This is a genomic window from Acaryochloris sp. IP29b_bin.137 (genome assembly GCF_028285745.1).
Taxonomy (GTDB): Bacteria; Cyanobacteriota; Cyanobacteriia; order Thermosynechococcales; family Thermosynechococcaceae; genus Acaryochloris.
Window position 1 is genome coordinate 43,266 of record NZ_JANQOP010000047.1, and the last position, 12,822, is coordinate 56,087.

Sequence of the window (12,822 nt, forward strand, 5' to 3'; positions counted from 1 at the left end):
ATCACAAGTGATTTTCGGATTTATCCTGCCCATGGGTAGCGGGCATGGGCATTGCCCGCTAATGCAACATGGCGCGATGCGGTAGCTGTTCCAAAATATTAGCCTCAGCCGTCAGTAGCAGGTCTAGGCGACATTGTAGGTCTGAAGCAGGACAATGCTGCTTCGCTAGGTTGACAAATAAGTTGGCATGTCGTGCTTCGGAGTGGGCAATCGCTTGATAGAAGCCTTTTAAGGGACCACTGGGCAACGCTTGAGCAATTTTGGTAAAGCGCTCTAGTCCACGAGCCTCGATAATTCCTGCGACTAAGAGGCGATCAAGAAAGTAATTTTCTGTTCCTTTGCGGATCAGACCTCGCAATTGATTGACATAAGGGTCTTTGGCATCAGGAGGAATCGTTAAGTGGCGTTCTCGAATTAATTTGAAGACATCACGGTAATGACTCAGTTCCTCAATGGCTAAGTCAATCATGGCGGTTACTAGGTCAGGCTTATCTGGATAATGAGCGGCTAGATTCAGGGCAACCCCGGAGGCTTTCTTTTCGTTGGCAGCATGATCGAGCAGGAACGTATCAAAGTCTGCCAGAACAGTTTTTAGCCATTCTTCAGAACTTTCACAATGTAGGAGGATGGTCACACAGACTCTCCATGCTGCAACCTATCCATTATCCTCAATGTCAGGGAGAATTCTGGCCTGTAACCGTGAGATAGCAGTTTGTAGATTTGAGCGGGCAACGTCATCATACCGCTCCTGGAAATAAGCCGTTTGATAAACATGGGAACGTTGCAAAAATGTCTCTAAAATTTCACTGCGTCGCTGACAGTATTCAGCCACGGGAATCCAAGCATATTCCTGGCGAATATGGGTTTCAAAATTAGCAAAAGCCTGGGCGTCTTGACCCAAGATCGCCAAATCAATATCGACCATCAAAGCGGTATCTAGATCATCATGCAGTACATGATCCGCAGTTGCCATGATCAGATGATGAACTTGATGGCATTGATCCTGAGCGACACCTGCTTGCTGCAAAAAATGAACGGCCCAAGCTGCACTGTCTTGCTCATTTTGGTGGGATTGAGTTTGATAAACAGCATCGTGAAACCAGAGCGCAATTTCCAACGCTACAGGTGTTTGGGTTAGAGGTTTCACACCGTCGAAATGATGCAGACAGGCATTGATATGATCGATGGTGTGATAGTAACGATGAGGTTCAGTGTAGGAGCGAACCAACTGGCGATAGGTGTCTAGAGAGAGATTAGCTCCCAAATGATGCATTAAGGTTCGCCAGCGTTGCTCATTCACTATGGTAGAAGGTTCAGGTTTTAGGTTGGTTCAATAAATGTGCAGTTGGTTTAACGGTGGCTCGTCTTCATCTGTTCATAAGCCCAGTCTAACCAAGGTGTCAACGCTTCAAGATCAGCGGTATCCACGGTAGCTCCACCCCAAATCCTCAACCCTGGAGGAGCATCTCGGTAAGACCCAATATCATAGGCAACTCCCTCCTTATCTAAGAGGGAAGCTAGCTGTTTTGCTCCTTTGGCCTGGTCTTCGGCAGAAAGCCCGGTATACCAAGGATCAACGATTTTGAGGCAGATGGATGTGTTAGAACGAGTAGCTGGATCAACGGCTAAAAAGTCAACCCAAGGGGTTTGATTCACCCAGTTGGTGATGGCAGTGAGATTGGCTTGCGATCGCGCCATCAATGCCGAGACCCCACCCAGGCTCTCAGCCCATTTCAGCCCATCTAAAGCATCTTCTACACAGAGCATTGAGGGGGTATTGATCGTTGACCCTTGGAAAATTGCCGCGTTGAGCTTGCCCTTTTTGGTCAACTGAAAAATCTTCGGCAGCGGCCAAGCGGGGGTATAGGACTCCAACCGCTCAACAGCCCGGGGGCTAAGGACTAACATGCCGTGGGCTGCTTCACCCCCCATCACCTTTTGCCAGGACCAGGTGACCGCATCCAGCTTGGTCCAAGGGATATCCATAGCAAAGACAGCAGAGGTAGCATCCGCAATGGTCAGTCCTTGACGGTTATCTGCAATCCAGTCGCCGTTGGGAACTTTGACCCCGGAGGTGGTGCCGTTCCAGGTGAAGACAATATCGCGATCGCAATCCAGTTGCGACAGATCCGGCAAATGACCATATTCAGCCTTGGTAATGCGGCAATCTGGCAGTTTCAATTGCTTTTGTACATCCGTCACCCAGCCAGAGCCGAAACTTTCCCAAGCCACCATCTCTACACCGCGAGCACCGAGAAGCGACCACATGGCAATTTCCACAGCACCCGTATCAGAAGCGGGGACAATGCCGCAGAGATAATCTTCAGGAATGCCGAGGATTGCCTTGGTGCGATCAATTACCTCTTTCAGACGGGCTTTGCCGGGACCAGACCGATGGGAGCGACCCACCAACGCATTATTAAGAGCTTCCAGACTCCAACCAGGGCGCTTGGAGCATGGCCCGGAAGAGAAGTAAGGACGTTGAGGACGTTGGCTAGGTTGGGGAGTCATATCAAATTCCACATCGGAGTCAGGACTATCGAAATGCAGCAAAACTTGAACAGCTTGCCCTATAAGTTAATTGAACGAAGTTAATTAGTCTAAGCTGCTTCGCCTGGGATCTAGCGTTCCGAATTATTTTTTTAAGATCTGAAAGGGGCTTGCTAGAGCACTGATAAACTTGAGTTCTCCCGTCGCCCACAATCTGTAACCCATGCCGCCAGAGAACAGTCTTAAGGATCAACGTCATCCGCAGCAGGATCGCGATCGCAACACCCTCAATCGCCTGTTGCGCGAAGACCCCAATGAACTCAATTTGGCTGAACTGGCTCGGCTCCGTATTCGGTACACTGGATTTCCCGGCAGTCGAGATATCCAAAAAGATCTCGATCAGTTACTCGAGAAATGGGAACTCACTGAAGACCAACTCTTCGAAAAAACCCGCGAAATTCACGCCACCCAGAAAGTTTACACAGTCCGCACCAATAAAAAAGAAGACTGGACCTAAATGTCCCTCAAGCTCTACTTCATTCGACATGGTATTGCCGAAGAACGGCAACCCCATGTCCTCGATGAACAGCGGGCCTTGACGACTAAGGGGCGTGAGAAAACTCAGAAAGTGGCCCAAAGACTGCAGACACTCGGCCTGCACTTTGATGATTTGCAAACAAGTCCCTTGGTCCGAGCCCATCAGACTGCTGAGATTCTTCAGCAACAGGGGTTAGTCAACGCGATCCATATCTCTGATGTGTTGAGCCCTGAAGGGAGCTGCCAAGATTGGCTCGATTGGTTACAAACTTGGCGCAAACTGGGTTTAGCAAGTTTGGCCTTAGTGGGCCATGAACCCAACTTAAGCGAATGGGCAGAAATCTTAGTGTGGGGCCAACCCCGTCAGCAACTGGTTTTGAAGAAGGCTGGTATGATTGGATTACTCCTGCCAGAGCAAACCAACCCTGTGGGTCAAAGCACCCTGTTTTGGTTAACTGCACCTAAATTGCTGCTTTAGTTCCGATACACTTCCTCGCCCAGTCCAGTTTCCACCTCAGTTCATCCTGGCTGCTTGGCGACGTTATTTATCTTCATTTGAGAGATGTTATGGTCGCTTGTGAATTTCAACCCGGTTTAGAAGGTATTCCTGCTGCTCAATCTCAAGTCAGCTTTGTGAATGGTCAAGTTGGCAAGTTGGAATATCGAGGCGTGCCGATTGAAGCCTTAGCGGAAAAAAGTAGTTTTCTCGAAACAGCCTATCTATTGATTTGGGGAAAATTTCCTACAGCGGATGATTTAGAGGCATTCCAAGAGGACATTACCCACCATCGCCGCATCAAATATCGCATTCGGGACATGATGAAATGCTTTCCTGAAAGTGGCCACCCGATGGATGCATTGCAGGCGTCAGCGGCAGCGTTAGGGCTGTTTTACTCTCGGCGGGCGTTAGATGATCCTGCCTATATTCGCGGGGCTGTGGTTCGCTTACTCGCTAAGATCCCGACGATGGTGGCAGCCTTTGAGCATATTCGGAAGGGAAATGACCCGGTTCGCCCACGGGATGACTTGAGCTATGCCGCCAATTTTCTTTATATGCTGAATGAACAGGAGCCCGATCCCTTCTTGGCCCATGTGTTTGACACCTGTTTGATTCTGCATGCAGAACATACGATGAATGCCTCGACCTTCTCTGCTCGGGTCACCGCTTCCACACTCACGGATCCCTATGCCATTGTGGCCTCGGCAGTTGGCACCTTGGCAGGTCCTCTGCACGGTGGTGCTAACGAGGAAGTGATCACGATGCTGGCAGAAATTGGCTCGGTTGAGAAGGTTCAGCCCTTCTTAGAAGAAAAGCTGGCCACCAAATCTAAAATTATGGGATTTGGACATCGCGTTTATAAGGTTAAGGATCCCAGAGCCAAGATTTTGCAAAAACTAGCCGAAAAGCTGTTTGCCCGCACTGGGGGTGATCCGGCCTATGAGATTGCTTTAGCGCTGGAAAAAGCGGTGGCCGAAAAATTGGGGGGTAAAGGCATTTACCCGAATGTTGATTTTTACTCCGGGTTGGTCTACCAAAAGTTGGGAATTCCCACAGATTTATTTACGCCTATTTTTGCGATCGCACGGGTCGCAGGTTGGCTAGCCCATTGGCGAGAACAGCTGGAGACCAACCGCATCTATCGTCCTAGCCAGGTTTACATTGGTGAGCATGGTCTGTCTTATATCCCACCCGAAAGCCGTTAATCAGGGTATTGACTCCAATCAATCCTCTTCCTAAACCCGTTTAGCACTGAATGTCGGAGCGTGAAGTTATTCTCCTAGAGATCGTCCTAGACGTATATACTGGTTTAGGCATCAAGAAACTTTACAAATCATAAATTCGGTAAGAATGGGCGGCAATGAACCCAGGAATTGATCTTGAACAACGCTTCGTCGAAACTTTAGTGGAATTGGGGTTAACCCCCGGTGTGGCCAAAACGATTTGGCTCCCCATTCCCATGTTGTTGATGATTATCGGTGCAACGGTGGGGGTGCTGGTTTCGGTTTGGTTAGAACGAAAAATTTCAGCGGCGGCCCAGCAACGAATTGGCCCCGAGTATATTGGTCCCTTAGGCATCCTGGCCCCGGTGGCTGACGGGATTAAGCTAGTTTTCAAAGAAGATGTGGTGCCCGCCAATACAGACCCCTTACTCTTCACCTTGGGGCCGATTATGGTGGTGATTCCGGTCTTTTTCTCTTACCTGATTGTCCCCTTCGGCCAAAATATTCTGATTACAGATTTAGGGATTGGCATCTTCTTCTGGATTGCCCTTTCCAGCATCGCCCCCATTGGTCTGCTGATGGCGGGATATTCCTCCAATAATAAGTACTCTCTCTTGGGAGGACTGCGGGCCGCCGCTCAATCGATTAGCTATGAGATCCCGCTAGCCTTAGCCGTCTTGGCGGTGGTGATGATGTCCAATAGCCTCAGCACGATTGATATTGTTAATCAGCAGTCTGGCTACGGTATTTTGGGTTGGAATGTGATTCGTCAGCCCATTGGTTTCTTACTGTTTTGGATTGCTGCGCTTGCTGAGTGCGAACGGATGCCCTTTGACTTGCCAGAAGCGGAAGAAGAATTGGTGGCGGGTTATCAAACCGAATATGCCGGGATGAAGTTTGCCCTGTTTTACTTGGGGTCCTACGTCAACTTGGTGCTGTCCTCGATTTTAGTGGCCGTCCTTTACTTTGGCGGTTGGGACCTACCCATTCCGGCCACCATGATTGCCGACTGGATTAATGTCGATCCCAACAATGCCATTTTTGAATTGGTGACGGCAGGTTTAGGACTGGTTATGACCTTGCTAAAAGCCTATTTCTTCCTCTTCTTGGCCATTCTGTTGCGCTGGACGGTCCCTCGGGTCCGTATTGACCAGCTTTTAGATTTCGGTTGGAAATTTCTCCTGCCCGTCGGTTTAGTCAATTTACTGATTACGGCTGGGTTGAAATTAGCCTTACCCTTTGCCTTTGGTGGGTAAGCATTTTCAAGGCAAATTTTCTAAGCTTTAGTTAGTCCCCGCACCTGCCGACATCTGAGAGTGAACACCCATGCTCAAGTTTCTGAATCAAGTCACCAATTACGGTAAAGAATCTATTCAAGCCGCTCGCTACATCGGTCAAGGTCTATCGGTGACCTTCGATCATATGAAGCGTCGCCCAATCACGGTTCAATATCCCTATGAGAAGCTGATCCCGTCCGAACGCTTTCGGGGCCGCATCCACTTTGAGTTTGATAAGTGTATCTCTTGCGAAGTCTGTGTCCGCGTCTGCCCAATCAATCTTCCGGTGGTGGACTGGGAGTTCAATAAAGAAATCAAAAAGAAGCAGCTTAAGCATTACAGTATTGACTTTGGGGTCTGTATTTTCTGTGCCAATTGTGTGGAATACTGTCCCACCAACTGTCTCTCGGTGACTGAAGAGTATGAGCTATCGACCTTCGATCGCCATGAACTCAACTTCGATAATGTGGCGATGGGACGCTTACCCTATAAAGTGACCCAGGATCCGATGGTGACACCGATTCGCGAGTTTGCTTACTTGCCGGAGTCCGAGATCGATGGTCATAATGTTGACCATACGGCCCCCCGAGCAGGACAAACCCCGGCAGAGATTGTTGCCAGCACACCCAAACCAGAACCTAAGGAGGACTAAGTCAGTGAATCTTGCAGAAGGGGTTCAACTAGTCACCCTGATTATTTTGTCCGTAATGATGATTGGTGCTGCCCTAGGGGTGGTGTTGTTCGAGAACATTGTCTATTCCGCCTTTACCCTGGGGGCTGTGTTTATTAGCATCGCCGGGCTCTATATTCTGCTGAATGCTGACTTTGTCTCTGCCGCCCAAATCCTGATTTATGTCGGGGCGGTCAACGTGCTGATTCTGTTTGCGATCATGTTGGTGAATAAGCGGGAAGCTTTTAAACCGCTGCCTCGGCGCTGGATTCGCAAAGTGTCCACCGCCTTTGTGGCATTAGCCCTTTTTACCTTGCTGGCTACGATGGTGTTGCAAACGAACTGGGCGGTGGATCTCTCCCTCAGTCCCCCTGCCTCCTCTGTGGAGACTATTGGTATTCATTTCTTTACGGATTATTTATTGCCCTTCGAATTGGCATCGATTCTGCTGCTGATGGCCTTAGTGGGTGCGGTGGTTTTGGCCCGTCGCGAGACCATTATTGGCGAGGAAACTGCCATTGTAGGCGAAGAACCGGCTCCCGTACTGGAACTACCCGAGCGTCCGAAAGAGCCGATTGCTTAGCCAGTTAACCCTTTTAAAGTTTTGGAGATATTCTAGAGAATCCCTATGAACCTTGAGTTCTTTCTACTCCTAGCGGCTGCCCTGTTTTGTATTGGCATCTATGGTCTGGTGACGAGCCGTAACGCGGTACGAGTGTTGATGTCGGTGGAGCTACTGCTCAATGCCGTGAATTTGAATTTAGTGTCCTTCTCCAATTTTTTGGATGGCCAAAATATTAATGGTCAGGTGTTTACGGTCTTTGTGATTACGATCGCAGCGGCTGAGGCAGCAGTTGGGCTGGCGATTATCCTCTCTATCTACCGCAATCGTGACACAGTCGATATGGAACAGTTCAATTTGCTGAAGTGGTAGCAAGCTCCGATGAATTGGGTCTAGAGTGGCGATCTTATCCTTGGGCTGATTATGCTTGAAAGGTAGCGCATCGCAACCTGCATGAGAGATCAACTCAAAACCCAACTGCAAATTTTAGGACTGTGTGCGATCACACTTTGGAGCATCCAACTGATCAATTCGCTGACGAGTGATTCACTCACTCAGTTTGGCATTCAACCCCGTACCCTAGTCGGTCTACGGGGCATTCTGTTTGCCCCCTTTTTGCACGGTAGCGTCAAACATTTGCTAGCCAATACAGCCCCCTTTTTAATTTTGGGTGGCTTGGTCATGGTGCGCCGGATTATGGACTTTTTCTCCGTTAGCGTGATTGTGATGGTGGTGGGTGGCCTGGGCACCTGGTTAATTGGCGGCAGTGGTTCAAACCATATTGGGGCCAGTGGACTGGTCTTCGGCTACCTTGGCTATCTCCTATTTCGGGGATATTTTGAGCGCAGTTGGCCCGCCATCTCTCTGTCGGTATTTGTGTCCATTGTCTATGGCAGTATGCTGTTTGGCGTGTTACCGACGATGCCGCATATTTCCTGGGAAGGCCACCTATTTGGATTTATTGGGGGTGGACTGGCGGCCAAATGGCTGACCGCAAAACCCCGATCAGCAGCTTAATTCCCCCTGGAAGCTTACAAATTAGCGGTAGAATTATTAAGTAATTTTTCAAAATGTTACTATGCCCCGCCGTGCTAATGCTTCCAAACAAGAGAAAAAAGCAGCGGCTAGTCGTGCATCTACTAATGGTCGGGTCAAGAAAGTCCAGATTCCCGCAGACCATCGAATACGGATTCGAGGCGCCCGTCAGCATAACCTCAAAAATATTGATTTAGACCTACCCCGCGATCAGCTGATTGTGTTTACAGGCGTATCGGGGTCGGGGAAATCTTCCCTGGCCTTTGACACCATCTTTGCAGAGGGGCAACGACGCTATGTGGAATCCCTTAGTGCCTATGCCCGCCAGTTCTTAGGCCAGGTCGATAAGCCGGATGTGGATGCTATCGAAGGTCTGAGTCCAGCGATTTCCATCGACCAAAAATCTACATCCCATAACCCCCGATCCACAGTGGGGACGGTGACAGAGATTTACGACTACTTGCGCCTACTGTACGGACGGGCAGGAGAACCCCATTGTCCCCATTGCGATCGCACCATCACCCCCCAAACCATCGATCAGATGGTAGATCAGGTGATGGAACTGTCGGAGAAAGCGCGATTCCAGATTCTGGCCCCCGTGGTTCGAGGTAAAAAAGGCACCCATAAAAAGCTGCTGTCGAGTCTGGCTTCGGAGGGATTTGTTCGAGTGCGGGTAAATGGTGACGTGCGAGAACTCAGCGATGCCATCGTCTTGGATAAAAACTTCAAGCATGACATTGAAGTGGTGGTTGATCGATTGGTGATGAAGCCAGGGATTGAGGAACGACTTGCAGATTCGCTATCCACGGGACTGCAGCGCGCTGAAGGCATTGTAATGGTTGAGGTCCTGCCTACCCCCTCCGATAAAGTGGTGCCCATTACCCAAGCTAAATCGCTTAAGGTGGCCGAAGCAGAAGGCAGTTATGGCGACGACACCCAGCCCAAACTCTTTGTTTTTTCCGAGAACTTCGCCTGTCCTGAGCATGGGGCAGTGATGGAAGAACTCTCGCCTCGTCTGTTCTCTTTTAACTCACCCTATGGGGCCTGCCCGGCATGTCATGGATTGGGGAGCCTTAAGGTCTTTTCTGAAGATCTAATTGTCCCGGACCCCAATCTGCCTGTCTATGCCGCCATTGCTCCCTGGTCAGAGAAAGACAATACTTACTACTTTTCGCTGCTTTATAGCGTGGGGCAGGCGTTTGGGTTTGAGCTACAAACGAGCTGGGCTGATCTAACGGACGAGCAGCGCCATATCGTCTTACATGGCACTAAAGAACCGATTTATATGGAAGTGGATTCTCGCTATCGAGAATCGAAGGGCTATCACAAACGATATGAGGGTGTGATTCCCCTGCTGGATCGGCATTACCGGGAAACCACCTCCGAGCAGTATCGGCAAAAGCTAGAAAAATATCTGATTCAGCGGCCCTGTGAAGTCTGTGGGGGGCGGCGCTTAAAGCCAGAGGCATTATCGGTGCGGATGGGCCAATTCTGCCTGCCCGATCTGACTAGCGTTTCTATTCGCGATTGTCTGGAACGGATCAATGCCATGACCTTGAGTGCTCGCCAGGCCAAAATTGGGGAGCTGGTGCTTAAGGAAATTAAGGCTCGTTTGCAGTTTTTGCTGGACGTGGGGCTGGATTATCTCACCCTAGACCGAACCGCCATGACCCTATCGGGAGGTGAGGCCCAGCGGATTCGTCTGGCGACTCAAATTGGTGCGGGGTTAACGGGGGTTCTCTACGTATTGGATGAGCCCAGTATTGGTTTGCATCAGCGGGATAATCATCGGTTGCTGCAAACCCTAACCAAGCTGCGAGACCTCGGTAATACCTTGATTGTGGTGGAGCATGACGAGGATACGATTCGAGCTGCGGATTACCTAGTGGATATCGGTCCAGCGGCGGGGGTACATGGCGGCGATATTGTTGTGCAGGGGGGCTTAGAAGAACTGCTGGATAACGGCGAATCCTTGACGGGGGCTTACCTGTCTGGGAAACGGGTGATTCCTACCCCGCCTGAACGCCGAGCCGGGAATGGCCGGGCGCTGCGACTCCACAATGCCTATCGCAACAATCTCCAAAGCCTGGATGTGGAGATTCCCTTGGGCAAGCTGGTCTGTATTACCGGGGTATCGGGGTCGGGTAAATCGACGCTGATGAATGAGTTGCTTTATCCCGCTTTGCAGCATCACTTGGGCTTTAAGGTGCCGTTCCCGAATGAGTTAGACCGGGTGGCGGGTCTGAAGAGTTTGGATAAAGCCATCGTTATTGACCAATCTCCGATTGGCCGGACGCCTCGTTCTAACCCCGCTACCTATACGGGGGTATTTGACGTGATTCGGAGTGTGTTTTCGGAAACGGTAGAAGCCAAGGCCCGGGGCTATAAACCCGGTCGTTTTTCCTTTAACGTTAAGGGCGGGCGCTGTGAAGCCTGCGGTGGGCAAGGCGTAAATGTAATTGAGATGAATTTCCTGCCGGATGTCTATGTGCAGTGCGAGGTTTGTAAGGGGGCACGGTATAACCGGGAAACGCTGCAGGTGAAGTACAAGGGTAAGTCGATTGCGGATGTGCTGGCGATGACGGCGGAGGAAGCCCTGAAGTTTTGTGAGAATATCCCGAAGGCGGCGAATAAGCTGCAGACGATGGTGGATGTGGGATTAGGATATGTGCGGCTTGGGCAAACGGCACCCACTTTGTCGGGAGGGGAAGCCCAGCGGTTGAAGTTGGCGACGGAGTTGTCTCGGCGGGCGACGGGTAAAACGCTGTATTTAATTGATGAACCGACGACGGGTTTGTCTTTTTATGATGTGCACAAGCTGCTGGATGTGTTGCAGCGGCTTGTGGATAAGGGCAATTCGGTGTTGGTGATTGAGCATAATTTGGATGTGATTCGCTGCTCGGATTGGGTGATTGATCTGGGGCCAGATGGGGGCGATCGTGGGGGTGAGTTGGTGGCGACGGGGACACCCGAGACGGTTGCGAATGTGGCTAAGTCTTATACGGGGCAATATCTTAAGCAGGTGCTAGCGCTTCATCCGCCCACCATTGCTGCTGACGCTTAAGACCGCTAATTCACGTATTAGAATACAGTTGCAATCTGATCATCCTGATTGCTCTTGATATAGAGCAAATTCAAGAGATTAATTGTTGGCTTTTCAAGGGTCGGCCAGGAGCAATGAGTGGCAGCTAATTTCCAATACGATGTATTTCTCAGCCACAGTACCCAGAATAAAGATGTAGTGCGGAGGATTGCAGAGCGTCTTAAGTCTGATGGGGTGGAAGTTTGGTTTGATGAGTGGTGCATTCAACCTGGGGACAATATTCCAGCCAAAATTGAGGAAGGGTTAGAACAGTCCCGAGTGTTGGTGCTGTGCATGTCGGCTGAGGCATTTGGGTCGGATTGGGCACAGTTGGAGAGCTATACCTTTCGATTTAAAGACCCACTAAACAAGGACCGTCGCTTTATTCCCCTAAAGTTAGATGACGCCCCGATCAAAGGATCGTTGGCACAGTTTAGCTATATCGATTGGCGTAGGCAGGATAGCTCTGAAGCATATGGCAAACTGCTGACAACTTGTAAACTTCAGCAAGACGCTCCATTACCAAACCCAAAACAACTCACTCAAGACGAATTTAAGTTAAAGATTCTATCGCTCGGACACACTGACTCCGTCAGGAGCGTGGCCTTCAGCGCCGACGGTCGCCGCGCCCTCTCCGGCTCTGATGACAACACCGTGCGCTTGTGGGACGTCGATACCGGACAATCCCTCAGGGTCATGGAAGGACACACTCACGACGTCTTGAGCGTGGCCTTCAGCGCCGACGGTCGCCGCGCCCTCTCCGGCTCCTCTGACGGCACCGTGCGCTTGTGGGACGTCGATACCGGACAAACCCTCAGGGTCATGGAAGGACACACTGACGACGTCAATAGCGTGGCCTTCAGCGCCGACGGTCGCCGCGCCCTCTCCGGCTCCTATGACGACACCGTGCGCTTGTGGGACGTCGATACCGGACAATCCCTCCGAGTCATGGAAGGACACACTGACTCCGTCAGGAGCGTGGCCTTCAGCGCCGACGGTCGCCGCGCCCTCTCCGGCTCCTCTGACAACACCGTGCGCTTGTGGGACGTCGATACCGGACAAACTCTCCGAGTCATGGAAGGACACACTTCCTCCGTCTATAGCGTGGCCTTCAGCGCCGACGGTCGCCGCGCCCTCTCCGGCTCTGATGACAACACCGTGCGCTTGTGGGACGTCGATACTGGACAATCCCTCAGGGTCATAGAAGGCCACGCTCCAGACGGCGTCAGTGTGTCCTTCCATGACTCGGAGGGATTGTCCGGTATCGACGTCCCACAAGCGCACGGTGCGGTCATTAGAGCTGGAGAGGGCGCGGCGACCGTCGGCGCTGAAGGCCACGCTCCTGACGGAGTCAGTGTGTCCTTCCATGACTCGGAGAGTTTGTCCGGTATCGACGTCCCACAAGCGCACGGTGTTGTCAGAGGAGCCGGAGAGGGCGCGGCGACCG

General features: G+C 51.0%; 12 protein-coding genes and 2 pseudogenes. 10 read left to right on the forward strand and 4 right to left on the reverse strand.

All coding sequences use genetic code 11. From position 1 onward, the window contains the following. Positions 1–58: 58 nt before the first annotated feature. The 3 genes from Q0991_RS04055 to Q0991_RS04065 are packed head-to-tail and all read right to left on the reverse strand — an operon-like array spanning position 59 to position 2,511. The gene (locus Q0991_RS04055; RefSeq protein ID WP_299485748.1) at positions 59–634 is read right to left on the reverse strand and encodes a tRNA-(ms[2]io[6]A)-hydroxylase; all 576 of its coding nucleotides are present in this window, start codon (positions 632–634) and stop codon (positions 59–61) included. Between the two features lie 21 nt (positions 635–655). After that, positions 656–1,300 carry a hypothetical protein gene (locus Q0991_RS04060; protein ID WP_299485749.1) on the reverse strand — a complete coding sequence of 215 codons (645 nt, stop codon included), beginning with the start codon at positions 1,298–1,300 and terminating at the stop codon, positions 656–658. Positions 1,301–1,350: 50 nt separating this feature from the next. Next, on the reverse strand, positions 1,351–2,511 hold the full coding sequence (locus Q0991_RS04065; RefSeq protein WP_299485751.1) for a phosphoserine transaminase: 1,161 nt from the start codon (positions 2,509–2,511) through the stop codon (positions 1,351–1,353). 202 nt (positions 2,512–2,713) lie between these two features. Between Q0991_RS04065 and Q0991_RS04070 the strand changes: the two genes are divergently transcribed. The 10 genes and pseudogenes from Q0991_RS04070 to Q0991_RS04115 all read left to right on the forward strand — a co-directional run. After that, positions 2,714–3,007: a DUF3288 family protein gene (locus Q0991_RS04070; protein ID WP_299485753.1), complete on the forward strand. Its 294-nt coding sequence runs from the start codon at positions 2,714–2,716 to the stop codon at positions 3,005–3,007. Beyond that, positions 3,008–3,505 (forward strand): phosphohistidine phosphatase SixA, encoded by a 498-nt coding sequence (gene sixA / locus Q0991_RS04075; protein ID WP_299485754.1) that lies wholly within the window; start codon positions 3,008–3,010, stop codon positions 3,503–3,505. A gap of 89 nt (positions 3,506–3,594) precedes the next feature. Next, complete coding sequence (locus Q0991_RS04080; protein ID WP_299485756.1) at positions 3,595–4,731, forward strand: citrate synthase; 1,137 nt, start codon at positions 3,595–3,597, stop codon at positions 4,729–4,731. Between the two features lie 155 nt (positions 4,732–4,886). Then, positions 4,887–6,005 (forward strand): NADH-quinone oxidoreductase subunit NuoH, encoded by a 1,119-nt coding sequence (nuoH, locus tag Q0991_RS04085; RefSeq protein ID WP_299485758.1) that lies wholly within the window; start codon positions 4,887–4,889, stop codon positions 6,003–6,005. 70 nt (positions 6,006–6,075) lie between these two features. Continuing rightward, positions 6,076–6,678: an NAD(P)H-quinone oxidoreductase subunit I gene (ndhI, locus tag Q0991_RS04090; protein WP_299485760.1), complete on the forward strand. Its 603-nt coding sequence runs from the start codon at positions 6,076–6,078 to the stop codon at positions 6,676–6,678. A gap of 4 nt (positions 6,679–6,682) precedes the next feature. Beyond that, positions 6,683–7,279 carry an NADH-quinone oxidoreductase subunit J gene (locus Q0991_RS04095; protein ID WP_299485762.1) on the forward strand — a complete coding sequence of 199 codons (597 nt, stop codon included), beginning with the start codon at positions 6,683–6,685 and terminating at the stop codon, positions 7,277–7,279. A gap of 45 nt (positions 7,280–7,324) precedes the next feature. Further along, positions 7,325–7,630, forward strand: coding sequence for an NADH-quinone oxidoreductase subunit NuoK (nuoK, locus tag Q0991_RS04100; RefSeq protein ID WP_012162654.1), 306 nt, complete (start codon positions 7,325–7,327; stop codon positions 7,628–7,630). Between the two features lie 81 nt (positions 7,631–7,711). Next, on the forward strand, positions 7,712–8,275 hold the full coding sequence (locus Q0991_RS04105; protein WP_299485765.1) for a rhomboid family intramembrane serine protease: 564 nt from the start codon (positions 7,712–7,714) through the stop codon (positions 8,273–8,275). 61 nt (positions 8,276–8,336) lie between these two features. After that, positions 8,337–11,357, forward strand: a complete 3,021-nt coding sequence (gene uvrA, locus Q0991_RS04110; RefSeq protein WP_366524895.1) for an excinuclease ABC subunit UvrA — start codon at positions 8,337–8,339, stop codon at positions 11,355–11,357. Between the two features lie 177 nt (positions 11,358–11,534). Beyond that, positions 11,535–12,494, forward strand: a pseudogene (locus tag Q0991_RS04115) (TIR domain-containing protein); the annotation flags it as partial. A gap of 204 nt (positions 12,495–12,698) precedes the next feature. Here Q0991_RS04115 and Q0991_RS04120 read toward each other — a convergent pair. Next, a pseudogene (locus tag Q0991_RS04120) lies at positions 12,699–12,743 on the reverse strand (hypothetical protein); the annotation flags it as partial. Between the last annotated feature and the right edge of the window lie 79 nt (positions 12,744–12,822).